Annotated in this window: 18 protein-coding genes; 3 read left to right on the plus strand and 15 right to left on the minus strand. The window is 66.5% G+C overall.

All coding sequences use genetic code 11. The features are described 5' to 3' along the window. Both OXF11_07120 and OXF11_07125 read right to left on the minus strand, forming a co-directional pair. A partial coding sequence (locus OXF11_07120; GenBank protein ID MCY4486873.1) for a hypothetical protein occupies window positions 1–495 on the minus strand: 495 nt, incomplete at its 3' end. A gap of 109 nt (window positions 496–604) precedes the next feature. Beyond that, complete coding sequence (locus OXF11_07125; protein ID MCY4486874.1) at window positions 605–931, minus strand: hypothetical protein; 327 nt, start codon at window positions 929–931, stop codon at window positions 605–607. A 281-nt stretch (window positions 932–1,212) separates the two neighbouring features. Here OXF11_07125 and glnA point away from each other — a divergent pair, with 281 nt between their 5' ends. Further along, window positions 1,213–2,628, plus strand: coding sequence for a type I glutamate--ammonia ligase (gene glnA, locus OXF11_07130; protein ID MCY4486875.1), 1,416 nt, complete (start codon window positions 1,213–1,215; stop codon window positions 2,626–2,628). Window positions 2,629–2,776: 148 nt separating this feature from the next. On the opposite strand, the gene OXF11_07135 is transcribed toward glnA, so the two are convergent. Further along, window positions 2,777–4,753, minus strand: coding sequence for a cation:proton antiporter (locus OXF11_07135; GenBank protein ID MCY4486876.1), 1,977 nt, complete (start codon window positions 4,751–4,753; stop codon window positions 2,777–2,779). 134 nt (window positions 4,754–4,887) lie between these two features. Between OXF11_07135 and OXF11_07140 the strand changes: the two genes are divergently transcribed. Then, the gene (locus OXF11_07140) at window positions 4,888–5,652 is read left to right on the plus strand and encodes an ROK family protein (GenBank protein MCY4486877.1); all 765 of its coding nucleotides are present in this window, start codon (window positions 4,888–4,890) and stop codon (window positions 5,650–5,652) included. Between the two features lie 54 nt (window positions 5,653–5,706). On the opposite strand, the gene OXF11_07145 is transcribed toward OXF11_07140, so the two are convergent. The 4 genes from OXF11_07145 to OXF11_07160 form a co-directional block, all read right to left on the minus strand. Then, window positions 5,707–7,266 (minus strand): CHAD domain-containing protein, encoded by a 1,560-nt coding sequence (locus OXF11_07145; protein ID MCY4486878.1) that lies wholly within the window; start codon window positions 7,264–7,266, stop codon window positions 5,707–5,709. Beyond that, window positions 7,263–8,087 (minus strand): AAA family ATPase, encoded by an 825-nt coding sequence (locus OXF11_07150; protein MCY4486879.1) that lies wholly within the window; start codon window positions 8,085–8,087, stop codon window positions 7,263–7,265. The genes OXF11_07145 and OXF11_07150 overlap by 4 nt, the downstream gene beginning before the upstream one ends. A 78-nt stretch (window positions 8,088–8,165) precedes the next feature. Beyond that, entirely contained in the window at window positions 8,166–8,522 is a 357-nt protein-coding gene (locus tag OXF11_07155) for an HU family DNA-binding protein (GenBank protein ID MCY4486880.1), read from the minus strand. Window positions 8,523–8,638: 116 nt separating this feature from the next. Then, window positions 8,639–10,060, minus strand: coding sequence for a glycosyltransferase (locus OXF11_07160; protein MCY4486881.1), 1,422 nt, complete (start codon window positions 10,058–10,060; stop codon window positions 8,639–8,641). 197 nt (window positions 10,061–10,257) lie between these two features. Here OXF11_07160 and OXF11_07165 point away from each other — a divergent pair, with 197 nt between their 5' ends. Next, on the plus strand, window positions 10,258–10,914 hold the full coding sequence (locus OXF11_07165) for a DUF502 domain-containing protein (GenBank protein MCY4486882.1): 657 nt from the start codon (window positions 10,258–10,260) through the stop codon (window positions 10,912–10,914). Window positions 10,915–10,930: 16 nt separating this feature from the next. Here OXF11_07165 and OXF11_07170 read toward each other — a convergent pair whose 3' ends face one another. The 8 genes from OXF11_07170 to OXF11_07205 all read right to left on the minus strand — a co-directional run bounded on the left by OXF11_07170 (window position 10,931) and on the right by OXF11_07205 (window position 20,109). Further along, entirely contained in the window at window positions 10,931–12,412 is a 1,482-nt protein-coding gene (locus OXF11_07170; GenBank protein MCY4486883.1) for a dynamin family protein, read from the minus strand. Between the two features lie 20 nt (window positions 12,413–12,432). After that, entirely contained in the window at window positions 12,433–13,458 is a 1,026-nt protein-coding gene (locus OXF11_07175; protein MCY4486884.1) for an FAD binding domain-containing protein, read from the minus strand. Window positions 13,459–13,477: 19 nt separating this feature from the next. Continuing rightward, entirely contained in the window at window positions 13,478–15,847 is a 2,370-nt protein-coding gene (locus OXF11_07180) for a molybdopterin-dependent oxidoreductase (protein MCY4486885.1), read from the minus strand. Then, the gene (locus OXF11_07185; protein MCY4486886.1) at window positions 15,844–16,356 is read right to left on the minus strand and encodes a (2Fe-2S)-binding protein; all 513 of its coding nucleotides are present in this window, start codon (window positions 16,354–16,356) and stop codon (window positions 15,844–15,846) included. Before OXF11_07185 ends, OXF11_07180 begins: the two co-directional genes overlap by 4 nt. 8 nt (window positions 16,357–16,364) lie before the next feature. Further along, window positions 16,365–17,594 carry a phenylacetate--CoA ligase family protein gene (locus OXF11_07190; GenBank protein ID MCY4486887.1) on the minus strand — a complete coding sequence of 410 codons (1,230 nt, stop codon included), beginning with the start codon at window positions 17,592–17,594 and terminating at the stop codon, window positions 16,365–16,367. 117 nt (window positions 17,595–17,711) lie between these two features. After that, window positions 17,712–18,626, minus strand: a complete 915-nt coding sequence (locus OXF11_07195; protein MCY4486888.1) for a methionyl-tRNA formyltransferase — start codon at window positions 18,624–18,626, stop codon at window positions 17,712–17,714. A gap of 343 nt (window positions 18,627–18,969) precedes the next feature. Then, a complete protein-coding gene (locus OXF11_07200) occupies window positions 18,970–19,203 on the minus strand; it encodes a hypothetical protein (protein ID MCY4486889.1) in 234 nt (77 codons plus the stop codon). A 507-nt stretch (window positions 19,204–19,710) separates the two neighbouring features. Continuing rightward, complete coding sequence (locus OXF11_07205) at window positions 19,711–20,109, minus strand: VOC family protein (protein MCY4486890.1); 399 nt, start codon at window positions 20,107–20,109, stop codon at window positions 19,711–19,713. Window positions 20,110–20,902: the final 793 nt, after the last annotated feature.

A 20,902-nucleotide genomic window follows, 5' to 3' on the forward strand; every position in this document is an offset into this window, starting at 1 on the left:
CCCCTCGCCCTCGCTGCCGCAATGCACGTAGAACCCCATCCTCGACTGCTGCATCCGCTCGACGCCGTCCACCAGCCAGGACGGGCAATCGAACTCGGACGCGATGCGCAGAATGCAGCTGCCCATGGTTTCCCGGCTGCTGCCGAACCCGACGTCGAACAGCGCCCACATCGTGAAATAGCTGACGGTCAACGGGCTCATCGGCGGCCCGCCCGGCATGTATTCGTCCTCGGCGCCGCCGACGATCCTCACGTAACCCTTCGCTTCTCTCAACCCGGAAATGGTTTCGGCCATGAGGGAGGCGACGTTCTGCGCGACAACGTACAGGGCGTGGCAAGGGTCATGGCCCGCGAGCTTGCCGAGGGCCCGGCCGTCGTCGCCTAAACCGGCTTCGAGGGCCATCTTCCTGCCCTCCCGCCAGCTCGCCAGATCGACGACCTTCGACCCGCGGGACGAGAGAATCTTCTTCGCGATCTTGTCGGCAACGGAACCCATGGTGTGCCTTCGGTGCTGACGTAAGCCCCAGGCCGGACAACGTTGGATCAAATGGAGGTGCTCGGTTTCAATTCGGGAATTATGCGCCTGACCAGCCCACGTGCACGGGCTAGAAGCCGCTGAGCTGGAGCCAGGAAACCACGGCCGCACGGTCGGTCAGGCAGAACCTGGGAGTACGTTGCGCTCTCGGGGATGTGCCAGGCACTTCCCATTCAATGTACCACGGCTGTCCCGCCGGATGATGCCGCGGATTACTGCGCTTGCCGACATACACTGTCCGGGGCAGGTACTTCCTGTTCGGGTTTCGGATCGTGATTTGGCGATCACCACTACTGCCCGGTTTCGGCAGGTGGCGCGATTCAACATCCGCGACGATAACCGCAAAGTCTTGCTGAGCGTCACCATGATCGCGCTTCGGATCGTCCCAGGAAATCATTTCAATCTCGTCGCTTGTTCATTTTCCGGTTGTCGTATCCTCCGGGAACATCCGCAGCAACTGAATGACCGGGAGGCTGCTCGGGCGACTTGGCATGCTCAATCGATGGGCAACTGCTGAACGAAAACTGTGCACGGTGCGGCCCGCCGGCCACCTGTCGAACACGCGAACCCCTGCCCTGTTCGGCGAATACGCACCCAATCGACGGGAGGTGAGCTTGGCACGGGGTTTGCATTGAACCAAGGGAATTGTCGTCAAATCCGTTTGAAAGGAAGTACCCCATGACAGCGAAACAAGTGCTCGAGTTTGCAAAGAAGAACGGCGCGGAGATCGTCGATCTGCGCTTCTGCGACCTGCCCGGATTGTGGCAGCACTTCTCGATCTCCACCAACGAGTTCGACACCGATCTGTTCGAGAACGGCATCGGCTTCGACGGCTCCAGCATCCGCGGGTTCCAGACCATCGACGAATCCGACATGTTGCTGTTCCCGGATCCGGACACCGCCTTCATGGACCCGTTCACGGCGCTGCCCACCCTGAACCTGGTGTGCAACATCAAGGACCCGCTCACCGGCCAGCCCTACAGCCGCGACCCGCGCTACGTCGCGCAGAAGGCCGAGGCGTACCTCAAGTCCACCGGCATCGCCGACACGAGCTACTGGGGGCCGGAGATCGAGTTCTACATCCTCGACAACGTCCGCTTCGACCAGAGCTACAACTACGGCTTCTACTACATCGACTCCGAGGAAGGGTACTGGAACTCGGGCGACGGCGACAAGCCGAACCTGGGGTACAAGCCGCGCTACAAGCAAGGGTACTTCCCGGTGCCGCCCATGGACAGCCTGCAGGACATCCGCTCCGAGATGGTCAAGACGCTGGAGTCCTGCGGCATCGTGTGCGAGGTCCATCACCACGAGGTGGGAACCGCCGGACAGTCCGAGATCGACATGCGTTTCGGCCCGCTGACCGCCATGGCGGACCAGGTGCTGAAGTACAAGTACATCGTCAAGAACGTCGGCCTGCGCAACGGCAAGACCGTGACCATGATGCCGAAGCCCATCTTCCAGGACAACGGCTCGGGCATGCATACCCACCAGAGCCTGTGGAAGAACAAGAAGAACGTTTTCTACGACGCCAAGAACTACGCGCTGCTGAGCGACACCGCGCGCTACTACATCGGCGGGCTGCTGAAGCACGCCGCCGCCCTGTGCGCCTTCATCGCCCCCACCACCAACTCCTACCGGCGGCTGGTGCCGGGCTACGAGGCGCCCATCAATCTCATGTACTCGCAGCGCAACCGCAGCGCGGCCGTGCGCATCCCGACCTACTCCACCAGCGAGAAGGCCCGGCGCCTGGAGTTCCGCAGCCCGGACCCGAGCTGCAACCCCTACTACGCCTTCCCGGCCATGCTGATGGCCGGGCTCGACGGCGTCGCCAACAAGATCGAGCCGCCCAAGCCGCTGGACAAGAACCTGTACGACCTGGCACCGGAGGAGGCCGCCCAGGTCGAGTCCCTGCCCGGCAGCCTGGACGAGTCGCTGGACGCCCTGGAGAAGGACCATGCCTTCCTGTTGAAGGGCGACGTCTTCACCCGGGACGTGGTCGAGACGTGGATCGACTACAAGCGTACGAACGAGGTGGATCCCATGCGGCTCCGGCCGCACCCCTACGAGTTCGCCCTGTACTACGACATCTAGGAAACCGCACCATCGAACGTAGACGGACGAACTCGGGTTGGGGCGACCGAAAGGCCGCCCCAACCATCCTCCGTCGAGGCAACGCACGAAGGGGCGAGGACACAGAGTCCTCGCCCCTTCGTGCATTGCCGTCGCGGGTGCGCGGGCCTTACGGTTCCAGCGACTCGTCCTCCCGCGGCGCCGTCAGCAGTTGCACGGCGTGGTCGAGGTCCGCATGGCTCCCCAGCAGCACCAGGATGTCGCCGGGGCGCAGACGGTAGTCCATGGAAGGGCTCTCCACGGAGACGCCGTCCCGCACCAGCGCCAGGACGCTGGTGCGCCCCTGGAAGTGTTGCTTCAACTCCCCGATGGTCATGGACGCGCCCGGCGCCTCCTCCTGCACCAGGAACGTGTCGGCGGTGGCTCCGGTGAGGAACTGGTTGAACCGGGCCAGACTCTTGTCCTCCAGGCGCAGTCCCCGCAACATGCCGTACCCCTCCCGGCGCACCATCTCCACCTGGAGGGTGATGACGTTGCGCGGCACATGGTACTCCTGGAGGACCCGGGCGAATATCTCCACCGAGGTCTCGAACTCCTCCGGGATGACCTCGTTGGCGCCCAGGCGCGTAAGGTGCGGGATCTCGACCACGTAGCGTGTCCGTACGATGATGTAGAGGTTGGGATGCAACCGCCGCGCGTGGGCGACGATGCGCGACGTCGCCACCGGGTCGCTGATGGCCACCACCAGCACGCGCGCCCGCTCCACGCCCATGCCGCTCAGCACCGCCGGACGCGTGGCGTCGCCGAACTCGATGCTTTCGCCCGCGGCCCCTGCCCGGCGCGCCATCCGGGGATCGAGCTCCAGGATCCTGTGGGGGATGTCCACCTCGCGCAACACCCGCGCCAGATTCCGGCCGTTGAGTCCGTAGCCCACGATGATGACGTGCCCCGCCATGGCGCCTTCGGGCGGCTCCTCGGATCCCCCGGCGCCGCCGTGCAGCGCCATGCCCAAGCGGCTCCCCCCAAGGATCAGCAGCGGGGTCGCCAGCATGCTGAGGATCGCGACGGCCAGGAACATCTGCTCCTGGGCCGGCGAGAGGAGCTCGAACGCGCCGCCCATGCGCGCCAGGATGAGCGAGAACTCGCCCACCTGGGCCAGCGCCAGACCCAACATCAGGCCGAGCCGGAACGAGCGCTGCAGGACCGCGAAGATGGCGGTGATGAGGCCGCCCTTGATGAAGACCAGCAGCAGCAACGCGCCGGCGATCACGGCGAGTTCCTCGCTCACGAAGTGGACATCCACCTGCATGCCGATGGAGATGAAGAAAATGCCGGCGAAGGTGTCACGCAGCGGGTGGATGTCTGCGATCACCTGGTGACTGTATTCCGAATCGGAGATCAGGAGACCGGCGATGAACGCCCCCAAGGCCAGGGAAATGCCGGTCTGGAACGCCGCCCACGCGGTGCCGAGGCAGATGAGCAGCACGAACAGGACAAAGACCTCCTGGTTCCGCAAGCGCGCCACCTGGTGCATGAACCACGGCACCACGAAGCGCGACGCCGTGAAGATCAGGAACACGGCCAGGATCGCCTTTCCCAGGGTGAGGGCCACCACCTGGTAGGAAACCGTGTCGGTCTCGCCCAGCACCGGCACCGACAGCATCATGGGCACGGCGATGATGTCCTGGAGCAGGAGGGTGCCGATGGCGAGCCGGCCGTGAAGGGCCGACAACTCGTCGCGGTCGCTCAGGATCTTGAGCACGATGGCGGTGCTGCTCAGGGACGCCAGCATGCCGAAGAAGAGGCTGATGCGCACGGGATAGCCCAGATGCACGCCCACCGCGGTCACGGCCAGGGCCGTGAGGCCCACCTGCAGCAGGCCGCCCGTGATGATCGGCCCCTTGACGGCGAGAAACCGCTCGAAGGAGAATTCCAGGCCGATGGAGAAGAGCAGCAGCACGATGCCGATCTCGGCCAGAAGCTCGAGCGCCTCCCCGTGGCCGATGACGCCGAGGCCGTGGGGGCCCATGACCACGCCCACCGCAAGATAGCCGATGACCGCGGGAAGCCTCAGTTTGTGGAACACGGAGACCGTGGCCACCGTAACGGCCAGGACGGCCACCAGGCTGGTGAGAACGTGGAGCATGGGCGTCACAAAATCCGTGGACCAATATGTGCAGGATTTTCCGTCTCCGGCAAGGTGACGCCGGGTGTTGAATTGTGGCGGGGGGTCCATGATGATGAAGCCGTAGACTTCACGTGCGCGGCAACGAGGAGACGATGAGCGAAGCAGACAGGGTCATGGGCATCGACATCGGCGGCACCGGCGTCAAGGCGGCGCTGGTGGATACCGCGAGCGGAGAGCTGGCGACGGAGCGCGTGCGGCAGCCCACGCCGCAACCGGCGACGCCGGCGGCGGTCATGGAGACCATCAAGGAACTGCAGCGGCGACTGCAATGGCGCGGCGCGGTGGGCTGCGGGTTCCCCGGCCTGGTGAAGAGCGGCCGGGTCCAGCGCGCGCCCAACCTCGACCCATCCTGGATCGGCTATGACCTGGCCGGCCGGCTCGAGACCGAGCTGAACGCGCCCAGCGTGGCCATCGGCAACGACGCCGACGCCGCCGGGCTGGCGGAGTTCGAGTTCGGCGCGGGCAAGGGTGTGGCCGGCACCGTGCTCGTGGTCACCCTCGGCACCGGCATCGGCTCCGCCGTCTTCCGCGACGGTGTCCTGCTGCCCGACACGGAGTTGGGCCACCTGGAGATGCGCGGCAAGCCCGCCGAGAAACGAGCGGCGGCGAGCATCCGCACGAGCAAGGGCCTGAGCTGGAAGAAATGGAGCAAGCGGCTCAACGACTACCTGGTCCACGTCGAGTACCTGCTGGGCGTCGATCTGTTCATCCTGGGAGGAGGGGTCAGCAAGCGACCCGAAAGGTTCTTCCCTTACCTCAAGGATGTAGGCTGCCGGGTGGAGGCCGCCCGCCTCGGCAACGGGGCCGGCATCATCGGCGCGGCGATGTTCCCTTCGCGGCATCCAACGCAGCCATAGGCGGGGGCCACCGGCGGTCGCCGCCGGCCCGCGCACCGCGATCCGGAGGGACGGCTACAACGGCCGCAGCCAGGGCAGCAGCAAGGCGTACGGCGGCTCGGTCTCGCGCAGGCTGCGGCTGAACTTGACGAACAGTCTTCGCACCGTGGCGCACTCCTGGTCCCTTTCCGCGCGCATGCGCGACACCAGCACCTCGATTGCCGGCGGCGCCGCGTCGGCTCCCGCCTCGGACAGGGCGCGGGCAAAGTCCCGTGTCCGGGCCTCGTGAACGGTCAGGTCCTGTATCCTCCCGAGCGCGTCCTGAAGCTTCTTGAGGCGCGGCACCACGCCACGGACCTCGGGCGACAGCTCCGTGAGGATCTCCGTCAGGTAGCGGAGTTGCTTGCACTCGATGCGCAGGGAGTGCAACGCGTCCGGCGCGGCGTCATCCGGGATGGCATAGCCCTGCTCCAGGACGCTCCGGCACTGCCGCGCCACGCGCGCGCCGACCACCTGCGCGACGGGCTCCGCGCCGCGCCGGCCCGGGGGCAGTCCTGCCTCCTCCTCGACGCACGTCCGCCAGCGCTCCAGCGCATCGCGATAAGCGGCCGAGCGCATCACCGCCGTGACCTCCCGCTGGGCCGCGGCCCGCGACCGCGCGACATGATCGAACAGCGGCGCGAGATCGCCGGCCAGGGGATCGCTGAGCAGAGCCTGGTATTCCTTCCGATGTTCCAGGTACACGTCCAGGTCGCGCAAGGCATTGGTGGACCGGCCCAGCCGCGACAGGCTTTTCCTCAGCTCGGCCGCGGGCGCGGGATCGAAGACATCGCGAAGCTGGCCCAGGAAAGAGCGGGCGCGGCGGACGGCCACCCGGAAGTCGTGCAGGAACTCGGCGTCCGTATCGTTGCGCATGCCCTCCTCGTTAGCGCGCGCCACCCGATACTGAGCGTGCAGCATGGCCCGAACCGCGTCGCTCGCGGGCATGGCGGCGGTCAGTGGAGTCCGCGACAGGGACGCCGTGCGCACGGGGTCCAGGTCCAACGCCTCGAGTGCCCCACGGAAGCGGAAGCGGCCCTCGGGCCTGATGCCCTGTTGCGCCCACCATTCGCACACCTCGCGAAAAGCCTTCTTGTAGCCGCGTACCTGGCGGACCGCCACACGGCATCCCAGCCGCTCGGAGCGCGCGCCGGCCGCCACCGCCTCATCAAGAAGCGCCACGCGCAACACCGTCTTCTGTTCCCGATTCGTCAGACGCCAAGCAAGTACGTCCGCGCGGAGCGAGAAGAGCGGTAGCAACGCGCGATTCCCGGCGAGCGGCCGTAGCGCGTCTTGCAGCGCACCCGGAGGAAGCTCGTGGGCGAAATCCGGCGGGCCCGTGAAGGCGGCGCGGGCCACTTCCCCGGGCGGGTCGAGGCATTCGAGGCACAGTTCCCCTTGGGAAAACCGCAACGCGCGGGCGCGGGCAAAGAGCCTCCCGTCGAACGTGTCATGGTATTGCGTTTCCACGCTGGAGCGGCCGTCCTCACTCAGGGCAAAGGTCCGGCGCAAGTCACGCAGCACGCCCCGACCCGCCGCGCCGGACGGGATGAGGAAGAACTGTTCGACGGGTTCGGGGATGGCCGATGGCTTCATTGTGGAATTTCGCGTACCGGAACCGAGCGCGCCGAAGCGTCCGTTTCCGGGTCGCCTCCATCCATGCGTCCCGCGACCTGTTCCCACAATTCGCGGAAACACCGGGTCGCGGCGCCTCTTGGGGAACGGACCGGAAGCGGAGCGCGGGCGAGTCCCATGCTCTCGACGTCCACGTTGTAGGGGATCGCCGCCGGCAACCATTGCGGGAACTGTTCCCGCATGGCCTGCATCGTGGCGCGGTGCAGCTTCTTGCGGGCCTCCACCATGGAAAAGAAGGCCCACACCTTTGCTTCATCGTAGTCCTTGCGCCGCAGGAAGAGGCGCAGGTTCGCGTAAGCGCGGGCCGCGAGGGTGGACGGGACCACCGGAACCAGCAGCATGTCGGCGGCCACGAAAATACACTCGGCCAACACGGTCGCGGTCGCCGGACTATCCAGGATGATCAGGTCGTACTCGCCACGGAACGGATCCAGCACCCCTCTCAGCCGCCTTCTGGATTTCTTCACGCGACCCAGCAAGGACGGCAGGTGGCGGTGGGACCAATCCGCCGGCAAGAGATCCAGACCTTCGTAGTCGGTTCCCTTGATGTTGTCAGCCACTCTCGTGCCGCCCTTGAGGAGTACCTTCCGGGCGTTCTTGAGCGCCGGCTTGACGCGGAAGAAGTAGGTCGTCGAACTTTGCGGATCCAGATCGCAAATCAGGGTCTTGAGACCCGAAGCAGCACTCAGATACGCAAGATTGACCGCGGCGGTGGTCTTGCCGACCCCGCCCTTCAAGTGGTAGAGGGCCAGCACCCTGCCCTGTCTGGCCTCCCCCGCCATGATTCAACGTCCACCAAGTCCATCAGGACACCGCGCCGTGTGGAGGCCATCCTCCCATGACCTCCAACCTGGGGCGGATCAGCTCCGCGGTTTTTTCGGCGGTACGATGGCGTCCTTGCAGGTCTTGGCGACACGAAACTTGACTACCCGCTTGGCGGGAATCTTGATCGTCTCGCCGGTGGCGGGATTGCGTCCCAAGCGAGCCTTGCGGCTGTCCTTCACGAGACGGCCGATGCCCGGAACGATGAAAACCCCGTTCTTCTTGACCTCCTTGACCGCGAGCGCTGCCAGGTTGTCCAGAAAGTCCTTGGCCGCCGTCTTGCTGAGATCGCATTTGGCCGCAAGATCGGACACGATCTGTGCCTGGGTCATCCTCGTCGCTGTCTTCGCCGCCGTCTTTCGGGCGGTCTTCGCCGCTGTCTTTGTCGCTGCCATAACCCTCCCTTCCCCACCCCGGTGGCCGGGGTGTCGAGCGATTGTGAACCAAGGATACTAATAATATGCCGCTTCTACGAACTTGTAAAGAAGAAACTACGCGTCACACGTTCACGTCACGCGGAAGAACACGCACGCGTGTCCGCACCGTTGCCGACTTCACGATACGTGAACGGCGGAACGTCCGCGGTGCGGCCCAGGTAGTATCTCATGAGGATCAGGTAACGCTTCACCAGCTCCGGAAGGAGGAAGTTCCTCCGCACATGCTCCCGCCCCTCCCGTCCCAGAGCCGCCGCGGCGTCTTCGTCGTCCAACACCGCCGCCATGCGCGCGGCGATGGCGTCGGCATCGAGGGGCTCCACGAGATGGCCCGTGACCCCGTCGATGATTTGGCGCTGGATGCCGCCCACGCGAGAGCCGATGACCGGCGCACCCTGCCACAGGGCCTCCGCCACCACCAGCCCGAAGCCCTCGCGGGTCGAAACGTGCACGAACCCCCGGGCGATGCGCATCAGGGCGCCCACGACCCGGTCGTTGTCCTCCACGTTGACCCAGAACCGGACGTCCGCGCTGTCTCCGGCCTGCTGCCGCAACTCGTTCAGCACCGCTTCTCCTTCCGGGTCGTCGGTGGCGGTGTTGCCGATGAAGAGCAGGTAGGGTTTCGGGCCGCGCGGCCGTTCCTCGACCAGCCGCGAGAACGCCTTCAGTATGGTCCCCTGGTTCTTGTGGCGGTCGCAGCGGGAGATTGCCGCGAAGATGGGCCTTTCGGGGTCCACGTCGTCGGCCGTGAACAGCGGCTGGAGGATGTCCAGCGCCTCGGACCGGGTGTACTGCCGGTTCTTCGGCGCCAGTGGGTCGATGCAAGGCATGATCTCGTACACGGGGACCTTGAGCCCCGGCCCCACGAACTCGCGCGTGGTGAAAATGGCGCCGTCGTACTGATTGATATACGGCAGGAGAAAGCGCCACACCGCCTTGTTGGGGATCGAGGTGTCGATGTGGCAGCGCCATAGTGCCTTGCCCAGAATCGGCGCGTTCATGATCATGGCCGCCGGCTGCGGGTCGTGCAGGACGGTGAGGTCCGCGGCGATGAACGCATCGCGGGCGTTCTCCTCGATGGTATCGAGGTAGGCCCCGAAAATCTCATCCAGGGTAATCGGTCCGTCCGCCCCCTGGAGCAGGTTGTGGAACTTCTTGGTGACCTGGAAGAATGCGTCATTGCCGCGGATGGTGCACCAGCGAGCACTCAGCCCCAGCGCCTGAGCGAAGGGAACGGCGCTGCGCAGCATCTCGGCGACGCCGCCGCCCACGGAGGCGGAGTTGACGTTGACCCAGGTGCGTCCCGTCAACGGCTCCGCCAGCCGTTTGATCTCGTCCATGCGCTCCCCGCCGATCACCGCCTCGTAGTCGGACAGGTCGAAGGAGCCTTCCGGCCGCTGCTCTTCAAGCCCCGCGACGATGTCGTCGCGCGCGCTTCCGCCCAGCGGCCCGGACAGAGGATGCTCGAAAGTTTCGGTGGTGTCGTCCAAAAACGTCAAGTCTCGTACTCCTGTGCTGCGAAAACGGGCAGGGATTCCGCCGACTGTATAACGACTTAGGCGAAACTGTCAACACTGCGTGGGAGCCCGTCCGAAGGCCCTTGCCACGGCGGGGGGGTTCACGTATCCTTTTTCCCAATACACGCGCCTAAACAGTATTCATGCAAGCGAGGAAACCTCATTTTCTGCGAAACGCCATGATCACGGGGGTGCTGATCCTGATCCCCCTCTTCGTGACGTACCTGCTGATCGCGTTCCTGTTCAATCTGCTGAGCAACTCGGGCACGCCGATCCTCAGATGGGCCCTGTCGGTATTCGGCATGGATAGCCTTCACTGGCTGACACCGCTGATCCCGTTCATCAACCTGCTCATCGTCCTGGGGCTGATCTTCCTCGTCGGGGTGTTCGGCACCAACATCGTCGGCCGCCGCATCCTGGCCGCGGTCAACCAACTGGTCATGCGCCTGCCGCTGGTCAGCACCATCTACGGTGCCGTGAAACAGTTGGTGGAGACGCTCCACGGCCCCCGGCGGACCTTCCAGCGCGTGGTGCTGCTCGAGTACCCCAGAAAGGGGACCTGGATGATGGGGCTCGTGGCCACGCCCCGGCCCGACACGTTCAACCTCTCCTCCGCGGACACCCTGCTGGCCGTCTTCATCCCCACCACGCCGAACCCGACCTCCGGCTTCCTGGTGCTGGTGCCCGAGAACGAAGTCATCGACACCGACTACAATATCGAGGAGGCGTTCAAGTTCATCGTCTCCTCGGGCATCGTGGGCCGGGACTTCGGCTCCCCTGGACAGGGGGACCTGCCTAGGGAGGTTCCACTGGCAGCGGCCTCGGACAAGTCGTAGCGCGCCCGTCCGTCGATTATCCGGACGCCTCCGCGGGCGGGTCCGGCGGGGACACCGCCGGTACGGCTGCGGTCTGGCCGCCGGGGTTGGTGAACTGGTCGTTGAGGGTCTGCACGTAGCCGTTGGCTTCGGCGATCACTTGGGAGAGTTCCTGCCGGGTGGCGTCATTCCAGCCGGCCGGACGCGCGGAGAACACGTTGCGCCAGAGGCGCATGTTCCCGTTGAATGCCGCGGTGAGGGCGTCGAGCACCTCGGTATCGCGGTCGGCGCCCAGCAAGCGCCGGAGCGTTCGCAATACCCGCCGGGCGGCCAATCGCCGGACGGTATGGTGGACATAGCCGGCGACCAGGGCCGCCACCGCCAGGACCCCGTAGATCCACGCCGACGCCCCTGAGAGCACCGCCCAGTACGCACTCCATTCGCCTTTCCAGACCGCCCACCCCAGCACCACGGCCAAGAGCACGGCGAAGGCGATGCCGTCCCAGCGCCGGACCTGGCGGCGCCAGTCGGTGATCATCTCCTGGAGCCTCGGCACCAGGCGCAACTCGATGTCGCGCGCGGTGTGCTCGAGGACGCCCATGATGCGGTAGCAGCGGTCCACTCCCACCTGGCGCACGCGTCCGTGTATCTCCGCGAGATCCGCGTCCCGCTTCCCCTCGAAACGCCCGCGCAGACCGTCATCCTCGATGACGACGGCGGCGCTGGGACTGTAGATGCAGTAGAACCGCCCCGCGGTGAGCCCCTTCTGCGACAGCGCCCGCTGCCACGACCCGACGATGTCCTCGGGGTTGTTCTCGCGTGCCGTATGGTCCATCTGGTTGAGGATGTACAGGAACTTGCTCGAATCCGTCCGGTGAATGGTCTCACCCACCAGGTGCTGCAAGGTGTCCTGCATGGCGCCGGGCTCCGGATGGCGCGCGTCGAAGAACACCAGCACCAGGTCCGCCAGATCGATGATGCGGTCCGTGATGCGCAAGGTGGCGGTGCGCTGCTGGTCCGCGTCGAAGCCCGGCGAGTCGATGAGGATCCTGCCGCGCAACACCTCGCCGGGACAGGTCTTGAGCTGGAGGTAGGCGTCGATGCGGCTGCCCTCCCCCGGGCTGATCTCCTCGATGGCCCGGCTCATCTTGTAGAACGGGAAGCGCGGGTCGGCGTCCAGCGCCACTCCGGGAAGCACCCGTACGTCCGGTTCGGTGCCGAAACACAGCACCGAGAAACGATCGTCCACCGCCTGGTTGCCCGTCACCTGCACCCGTCGATCGAGAAAGTCGTTGATGAAGGTGGACTTTCCGGACGAAAAGGTGCCCAACACCGCCACCAGCGGCCACCACGGGATGCGCGTGGCGTAGGACTCCTTCTCGCCCAGCAATCCCAACCCGCGGGCGATGCCGTCGAGCCGGCGAAAGCTCTGCACCGCGCCCAGCAACACGGGGTTCTCCGCGCGCAGGTGATTCTCCAGGCTTCGCAGCCGTGCTTCCAGTTCAGCGGGTACCGCCATGGCTTCCCTTTCCGGCCCGGTCAAACGGGGGCCGCATCCGGGCCGGCGGTCGTCACGCCGGCCTCCGCGAGTTGCCGCAGCGCGCGCGTCACGTACACGCGGGTCATGCGCTTGCGATACCAGTAATCCATGTCCGCGTTGTCCAGTGGATGGGACACGCGCATGGCCAGCTCCGCCGCTTCCTCGATGGCCGCGTCGTCCACGGGCTTGCCGCAAAGCACCCGGGGCGCATCCTCCACGACCTTGGGCGCCGACGCCACCGCGGTCAGCACGATCCGGGCCGCCTCACAGCTCCCCGCCGCTCCCACCCGCATGGCCGCGGCAACCCCCAGCACGGGGAAGTCGAAGGAGCCCCGGCGCCGCAGCTTGAGGTAGACGTTGCGCCAGCCGAACGACGCCTCCGGGATCCACACCCCTTGCAGCAGCTCGTCGGGCCGCTTGGCGAGGTAGTCGATGCCGTCGTCGCGGTAAAGGGTTTCCAGCGGAACCTGGCGGCTGCCCTGGGCGCCCACCAGCACCGCCTCGGCGCCCAGGCTGCTCAGCACCGGCGCGGTGTCCGAGGAGCAGATGGCGAGGCACACGCGGCTCTTGGGCGCCACCAGGCAGATGTCCCCGTCCTTCTTGAGGCAGAAGCCCACGGCCTGGCGCCAGAAGAACGACTGGTCGTAGTAGTTGCAGCGGGTGTCCACGAACAGGTTGCCGCCGATGGTGCCGGCGTTGCGGAGTTGCAGCGTCGACACCAGACCCGCCGCCGCGGCCAGGGCGGGAAACTCCCGGCGCACCGTGCCGTGTCCGGCCACCGCGGTCAGGGTCTCGCCCGCGCCGACCCACAGCCCGCGCCCGTCTTCCCGGCGGATGCCCAGGTGCTCTTCGATCCCGCTCAGCGACACCAGGTAGCGCGGCGTGAACTGCCCGCGCTTCATCTTGGGGTAGACGTCGGTGCCGCCGGCCACGGCCATGGCCTCCGCCCCCAGCTCCTGGAGCACGCCGGCCGCTTCCGCCAGGGTGCGGGGCCGGATGTAGGTGAAATCGGGAAGTCGCAGCATCAGCCCACTCTCAACTCTCTCAGCTCTTCTGGGGCACCTCGACCCCCTGCCCCGGCGTCCAGCGGATGGGCGTGGGAAACGCGAAGTCCGGCACCGTGGGGTCCTTGAGGCGCTGGTCCAGCGCGCGCAGGATCTTGTCCGGGGTGATGGGGATCTCGTGAATGCGCACCCCCACCGCATCGAACACCGCGTTGGCAACGGCCGGGATCACCGGCAGCAGCGGCCCCTGGCCCGCCTCCTTGGCGCCGAAGGGACCCTCGGGGTCGTCGGTCTCCACCAGGATGGTCTCGATGGGCGGCGTCTCCAGCGTGGTGGGGCTCTTGTATTCGAGGATGGAGGGGATCTTGTGCACCCCCGACTTGCGGAAGATCTGCTCCTCCATCAGCACCTCGCCCAGGGCCATGTACACGCTGCCCTCCACCTGCCCCTCCACCCACAAGGGGTTGAAGGCGCGGCCGCAGTCGTGGGCGATCCACACCTTGTCGATGCGGATCTCGCCGCTGTCGGCGTCACAGTGGAGCTCCACCACCGCGGCGGAGTAGCTGTACGACGGCGTGGGGCCGACCCCGGCGCCCTTGTAGTCGCCCGGGTGGCGCGGCGGCCGGTAGCTGCCGGTGGCGCCCAGGGTGCCGAAGCGGGTCTCCGCCCGCTCCACACACTCGGCGAAGGCCAGGCCCCGGTCCGGCAGGCTGCGGCTGCGCACCTGCCCTTCCTCCATCTCCAGGTCGTCCGCGGGCACCTCCAGCACCTCCGAGGCCACCTCGAACAGGCGCTCCTTGAGGTGGCCGCAGGCCTGGATGGCGGCGTTGCCCGTCATCACCGTGACCCGGCTGGAATAGCTGCCCAGGTCCACCGGAGTGAGGTCCGTGTCGGCGGTCACCACGCGCACGTCCTCGGGCTGAAGCCCCAGCTCCTCGGCCACGGCGAAGGCCAGGATCGAGTCCGAGCCCTGGCCGATGTCGGTGGAGCCGCAGAAGACGGTGACGCCGCCGCCCCGGTCCGCCCGGAGTTGCACCCCGGAGTGGGGCATGTCGTTCCAGTAGATGGGCAGGCCCGCGCCGCTGATGTAGGAGCTGGCGGCGAAGCCGATGCCGTGGCCCTCGGGCAGCGCCCGGTGCTTGTCCTTCCAGCCCGAGCGCTCGGCCACCTTCTCGATGCATTCCCGCAGGCCGATGGTCGAAACCCGCAGCCCGTTCACCGTGACGCTGTCGGGCGCCACCACCTGCTTGAGGCGCATCTCCACGGGGTCCAGTCCCAGCTTCTCGGCGATCTCGTCGAGTTGCACCTCCATGGCGAAGCGCGGCTGCGGGGTGCCGTGGCCGCGCTTGGGGCCGCACGGCGGCTTGTTGGTGAACACGCGCACGCCCTCGAACTTGTAGGCCGGCAGCTCGTAGGTCACCGTTTGCAGCGCGCCCGTGTAGTAGACCGTGGCCAGGCCGTAGCTGCTGTAGCCGCCGCCGTCCAGGAACGAGCGGAACCACATGCCCGTGAGGGTGCCGTCGCGCTTGACCCCCGTGCGCATCCACATCTTCACCGGATGGCGTCCCCGGTGCACGTAGAACGACTCCTCCCGGTTGAGGGTGATCTTCACCGGCCGCCCGGTGATCATGGCCAGCTTGGCCACCGCGATCTCGTGGGAGAAAGGGTCGCTCTTGCCGCCGAAGCCGCCGCCCACCGGTGTGGCGACGACCCGGATGTGACCCATGGGCAGGCCCAGGACCCGGGACAGCGCCCGGTGCACGTAGTGCGGCGTCTGGGTGGAGGACCACAGGGTCAGCTTGCCGGCGGGAGTGTAGCTGGCCAGCGCGCAGTACTGCTCCATGGGCAGGTGGGTGTTGCCCTGGAAGAAATACGTTCCCTCGAAGATCTCGTCCGCCTCCGCGAAGCCGGCCTCCACGTCACCGAACTCGAAGGACACCGCCTTCTGGATGTTGGCGCGCCGGTTCCAGGTGTGGATGCGGTGGTCCTCGGCCGCCAGCGCGCCCTCGATGGACAGGATGGGGTCGAGCACTTCGTAGTCCACGTCGATGAGGCGGAGCGCCTCCTCCGCCGCGTCCTCGCTGGCAGCCGCCACCGCCGCCACCGGGTCGCCGACGTAGCGCACCTTGTCCACCGCCAGCGCCTCCTCGTCCTGGGTGGAAGGCATGATGCCGAACTTGGTGGGAACGTCGGCGCCGGTGATGACCGCGTGCACGCCGGGCAGCTCCAGCGCGCGCCGCGCCGAGACGCCATGCACCAGGGCGTGGGGGTGCGGGCTCCGCAGCAGCCGGGAGAACAGCATGCGTGGCAGCACCATGTCGTCGGCGTAACGCGTGTCGCCCGCACACTTGGCCGGACCGTCGATGCGCGGAAGCGGCTTGCCGATGACCGAGAAACCGTTCTTCTTCATGCGCGCGTACCCTCTTCGCCCCGCATTTCCTGGACCGCCTGCTCCACCGCTTCGATGATCTTGGTGTAGCCCGTACAGCGGCACAGGTTGCCCGAAAGCGCCTCCTCGATGTCGGCGCGCGCGGGTTCGGACTGCTTGTCCAGCAGCGCCTTGGCCGCCAGCAGGATGCCGGGAATGCAGTAGCCGCACTGGGCCGCGCCCAAGTCCGAGAACGCCCGCTGCAAGGGATGCGGCCGGCCCTGCCGGGCGAGGCCCTCCACCGTCGTGACTTCCCGGTCCTCGGCCTCCACCGCCAGCATCAGGCACGAGTAGATGGGCTCGCCGTCCACCAGCACCGTGCACGTGCCGCACTCCCCCAACTCGCACCCGTGCTTGGTGCCGGTTAGACCCATTTCCTCCCGGAGCACCTCCAGCAGGCTGTGGGTCACGTGGCCCGCCACCTCGTGCAACTCGCCGTTGACCCGCAGGCGCATCAGGCGCTTGCCGGTGATGGTCTCGCTGTCGGACATTGCGCTGCTCAACTTCGAAAGAACCTCCTGGCCTTCAACTCGAAACGGGGGAGAGTCCCCGGCGCCACCACCTCCACCGCCGGGCGGATGTGCAGGTTGTCCCGGACGGACTCGACGACGCCTTCCCCGAGCCCGGCCGGCGCTCCCGCCGCGCCCGGCTCCACGGTGATCTTCAACTCGGCCATTCCCTCGCTCTGCACCACGTCCACGCGGAACTCCTCCACCTCGGGGAACCGCCGGACGATACCTTCCACCGCGCTCGGGAACACGTTCACTCCCCGCACCACCACCATATCATCCACGCGCCCGAGAACACCCCCCTGCAACACCAGCGAATCGCGTCCGCACGCGCACGTCCCGCGCCGCGGCTCCACCAGGTCGCCCGTGCGGTAGCGGATGACCGGGCTACCGACCCGGCCCAGGTTGGTCAGCACCAGCTCGCCGCGGGCGCCGGCCGGCAACGGCGCGCCGCTCTCCGGATCCACCACCTCGGCGATGAACTCGTCCTCGTTGACGTGGACCCCCGCCGCCAGAGCCTCGCAGGCGAAACCGAAAGCGCCCACCTCGGTGGCGCCCGTGTGGTCGAAGCAGCGGGCGCCCCACGCTTCCTCGATGCGCTGCTTCGTCGACGCGATGCTCGCGCCGGGCTCACCCGCGTGCACCGTAACCCGCACGGCGGAATCCCGCGCCAGGTCCATGCCCGCCCGGCGCGCCTCCGCCGCCATGTGCAGCGCGTAGGTGGGGGTGCACACGAGCACGGTGGCGCCGTAGTCCATGAGGCTCTTGAGTCGCTGCTGCGTGCTCTGTCCGCCGCCGGAGATGGCCAGGGCGCCCACCTTGCGGGCGCCTTCCCAGCCGCTCCAGAACCCCACGAACGGCCCGAATGAGAACGGGAAGAAGATCCGGTCCTCCGACCCCACCCCGGCCGCCCCCAGCACCGCCTTCCAGCACTCGCCCCACCAGTCCCACGACGCCTCGGTATCCAGCCAGTACATGGACCGCCCCGTGGTGCCCGAGGTCTGGTGCACGCGCACGTAGCGCTCCAGCGGATAGGTCAGGTCGGTACCGAACGGCGGGTGCCCGAGCTGGTCGTCCACCAACTCCTGCTTGGTGGTAAACGGCAGCTCCGAGAACTGTTGCAATCCCTCGAGAGGCCGTTCAACGCCCCCTTCGAGCTTGCAACGGTAGAACCGGTTGGTCCGGAGCACCTCGTCGAGCATGCCGTTGAGCCTGTCCAACCGGGCGTGTTCCATGTTCCCGTGAACTCTGACACGGAACGCGGACGCGGCTCAACCTCTCATGGGGTGCGATGACCAGGAACCGGTTCGGAAGAAGGAGAGTCCGAAAGAGCCAGGTCAGCCCAGGCGCGATCCAGGACGAAGGCCGGCCTGTTCGGCGTACTCGGCGGCCGCGACCTTGGCACGGGAATCGTGCGCCCTCACCCGCTGCACCCACACGCTCGCCTCACCAGCCGCCACCGCCATGCCTGCGTCCGAAAGCTCGAGGATTTCTCCGGCCGCGCCGGAACCCTCCCTCATCCGGCTGCCGTACAGGTTCAGCTTTTTCCCGCCCACGGTGGTCCATGCGCCGGGCTGGGGATCGGTGCCGCAGATCAGGCGGTGCACCTCCTCCGCCGGCCGGGACCAGTCCACCTCCGCGTCCTCCTCGCCGCACCAACTCTCGTAAGTGGCCCGGCCGTGGTCCTGCTCGATGCGTGGAGCCGTACCCGAGCGCACCAGTTCCACCGCTTCCGCGACGGCGTCGACACCCATGGGAAAGAGCTTGCCGAAGTAGAGGCTGCCCACGGTGTCGTCCCGGCCGATCTCCACCTCCTTCTGGAGCAGGATCGGCCCTTCGTCCAAGCCCTCGTCGGGCCAGAAAATGCTGAGGCCCGTCTTGGCGTCCCCCATGATGCGCGCCCAGTTGATGGAGCTGGGTCCGCGGTGCAACGGCAACAGGGAGGGATGGTACTGGATCGTGCCCAGCCCGGGCGCCTCGAGCACGCGCCGCGGCAACAGCAGCGTCACGTAGGCCATGACGCACAGTTCGGGCTGGAAGGACTTGAACAGGTCCAGCGCGTCGTCCGTTTTCCAGGTCGGGGGTTGGCGCACCGGCAGCCCGCGCTCCAGCGCTGCTTCCTTGAGCGGGTCCACGGGCCGGCCCTCTTGGTCCGGCGGACAAAAAACCCCAACCAACTCGTCGGCCCCGGCCGCAAGCCGTTCCAGCACGGCCTTGCCGAACGCCTGTTGTCCGTGGATTACAATGCGCATTCTAGTAGGGTGTCTGGCTGATCCGCACAACAATCTGCGGGTCTTTTCTGCATTGAAATCGTTTTTTGGCTTGTTTATCAATATGTTAGGAGCAGGCTCATTTGAGCCGTCATCGATATGTAACCCCATTCAACCAATACTCAGTCCCCGCAAGCGCGCGTATGTCCGTAAGCGTTCGGGCATGCCGTGGAATCGTCCGGCCGTCCGCTGAGTTCGGAGCCTGCGGACATCCGATTTCGCGGAACAGCCGCGGTTTCACTACGACCACACTACCAGGCCATCACGGTCTAGCAGAAACGGTTAAACCGTGGCACGGCAGATTCGTTACCCGCTTCCGCACCGTTCACTCGATTGGGCCGCACCAATACTCGAAATGCTTCCTGTAGTCCGGGTTCCTTAGCTTTTCCTTGAAGTCCGGATCGTTCCTCGCGTTTCCACAGGCCTTCTTGCCCTGAACGCCATACCAGATCGCACTCGTGGTCCCCACTGCCAAGGGTGCGCACCCGGAAACAACGGCCAGAATCAAGGCCAACGTCGACATTCTGATCAACTGCACTGCTTCAATCCACCACAGCATGGGACACTCGGCGCATTCCCTGAGTGTGTGACATCTCAGCAACGGAAGGTTTTTATTTTCCCGCCCGAGGCAACTATTCCGGCAGACCGCGGGACCGGTCAAACCCGGCGCTGAGTTCGACGAGCGCAGACGACCGGTGCATTTCAAACGGCCACTCAGCACCTGCTCCGGTCCGGCCCACGGCTTGCCGGAACGGTTACGTATGTCCTCAAGTCAGTTTGGTGCCTCGGAGAAAGTCACCGTAGCGTCCCGCCGGGCCGAGGTCAATTGCCGGTTTCGTGTCCAGCTGATGCCGGAGGGTTCGACCGGGGGGACGGTCGGAAAATCCGCCTGTCAAATTGACCCCGCTTAGGTTCTCTTCACCCGGCGTTTCCCGGCATTCGGCGCCATCCGGCCGCCATGTCCTCCCATGCCGCTCCGGCGCCGGTCACGGCCGGGGCGTGTGTGCCGGGACCGTTCGGGTGGACGAGCAGGTTGATTCTCCCGGACCGTGCCTCCCCTCCCTTGTCATTCATCCCGTCGCTCCCCGTGAGCCCCGGCCCATCCGCCGTCGGACACGTCGATCTCCTGCCCGTCCGGCCCGGCGACCTTGACCTCGAAGTACGACCGCGGTTGAGCCGGGTCCTCCCCCGGGGTTCCCGGAGCCGTCTCCGTGAGCCGCCCGCCCAGCTCGGTGACGCGCGCCACGGTCCCTTCCAGGTCGTCCACCTGGAAGCCCAGGTGGTCCACGCCCGCGCGGGACGCGGGCGTCTTGAGGTTCAGGATCGCCAGGTTGACGTGGCCGTCGGAGAGGTACACGCCGGACCGGCCCTTGCCCACCTCATCAAGATCGAACGCCGCCTTGTAGAAGGCCGCGGTCTTCAGAACGTCTTCGGTCCTTATCGCAATGTGCTTGAGTCGCGCCATTGGAACCCTCCTGTGATTACCCTTCCAGTGTACCGCGGAAACCTCCTCGCAGAAACGGCCCCGTTCCGTCCGACCGTTGAGAAATATCAAGAAATTCGGTGGCAAGAAGCGCATACGATAATAGTACACAAGCCAGCATTATTCACACGTTAATCGTACACGGATGATGTATAGGCGTGACGACGGTTTGCGTCGGGTTTCGCGAACAAGGCGTCGATTGGCCGCGTAATCCAGCTGGAACGCAACAGAGAAGAAGCGAATGTCCGCGGACCGCCGGGGAGGTTTTTATGGCGAGCATGACGAGAGTTTCGGGAAGCGTGTGGTCCGCAGGTGCCGACGAGGTATCGGGAACGGCTCCTGAGGCGGTTCCGCCCTCAGGCCCGGGCGCTCTTGCCCCGTCGATGCCCCTGAGCTTGACACGGACGTCTCCGGCACATATTCTCTTAGCGGCCCAGCGGCCCAGCGGCCCAGCGGCCCAGCGGCCCAGCGGCCCAGCGGCCCAGCGGCCCAGCGTACGGTCGGCGCGCAACGACCGGCTTCATCGACTGCGGCAGACTCCGCACGGCCTGACCTGCCTCCCGGGCGCTTCCGCGTCCCCCGCTCCGGTCTCCTCCCCGTCCTCGCGCTGCTGCTCGGCGCGCTCGGGGTGTTTGCCGCCGTGCCCGCCGCCGCTCAGACTACGGCAACGCTGTCCGCCTCACCGAACCCAGTGGCGGAGGGCACCTCGGTGAACGTGCAGGTGACACTGTCGGCGGCGGCGACGAGCAACATCAACATACCGGTGGCGCTGACA

The organism is Deltaproteobacteria bacterium, from assembly GCA_026712905.1.
Taxonomy (GTDB): Bacteria; Desulfobacterota; Binatia; order UBA9968; family JAJDTQ01; genus JAJDTQ01.

Bases quoted from the DNA above. Each gene is read 5' to 3' on its own strand.
- OXF11_07125 (MCY4486874.1), bottom strand. From the start codon at position 931: ATGATTTCCTGGGACGATCCGAAGCGCGATCATGGTGACGCTCAGCAA.
- glnA (MCY4486875.1), top strand. From the start codon at position 1,213: ATGACAGCGAAACAAGTGCTCGAGTTTGCAAAGAAGAACGGCGCGGAG.
- OXF11_07135 (MCY4486876.1), bottom strand. From the start codon at position 4,753: ATGCTCCACGTTCTCACCAGCCTGGTGGCCGTCCTGGCCGTTACGGTG.
- OXF11_07140 (MCY4486877.1), top strand. From the start codon at position 4,888: ATGAGCGAAGCAGACAGGGTCATGGGCATCGACATCGGCGGCACCGGC.
- OXF11_07145 (MCY4486878.1), bottom strand. From the start codon at position 7,266: ATGAAGCCATCGGCCATCCCCGAACCCGTCGAACAGTTCTTCCTCATC.
- OXF11_07150 (MCY4486879.1), bottom strand. From the start codon at position 8,087: ATGGCGGGGGAGGCCAGACAGGGCAGGGTGCTGGCCCTCTACCACTTG.
- OXF11_07155 (MCY4486880.1), bottom strand. From the start codon at position 8,522: ATGGCAGCGACAAAGACAGCGGCGAAGACCGCCCGAAAGACGGCGGCG.
- OXF11_07165 (MCY4486882.1), top strand. From the start codon at position 10,258: ATGATCACGGGGGTGCTGATCCTGATCCCCCTCTTCGTGACGTACCTG.
- OXF11_07170 (MCY4486883.1), bottom strand. From the start codon at position 12,412: ATGGCGGTACCCGCTGAACTGGAAGCACGGCTGCGAAGCCTGGAGAAT.
- OXF11_07175 (MCY4486884.1), bottom strand. From the start codon at position 13,458: ATGCTGCGACTTCCCGATTTCACCTACATCCGGCCCCGCACCCTGGCG.
- OXF11_07180 (MCY4486885.1), bottom strand. From the start codon at position 15,847: ATGAAGAAGAACGGTTTCTCGGTCATCGGCAAGCCGCTTCCGCGCATC.
- OXF11_07185 (MCY4486886.1), bottom strand. From the start codon at position 16,356: ATGTCCGACAGCGAGACCATCACCGGCAAGCGCCTGATGCGCCTGCGG.
- OXF11_07195 (MCY4486888.1), bottom strand. From the start codon at position 18,626: ATGCGCATTGTAATCCACGGACAACAGGCGTTCGGCAAGGCCGTGCTG.
- OXF11_07200 (MCY4486889.1), bottom strand. From the start codon at position 19,203: ATGCTGTGGTGGATTGAAGCAGTGCAGTTGATCAGAATGTCGACGTTG.
- OXF11_07205 (MCY4486890.1), bottom strand. From the start codon at position 20,109: ATGGCGCGACTCAAGCACATTGCGATAAGGACCGAAGACGTTCTGAAG.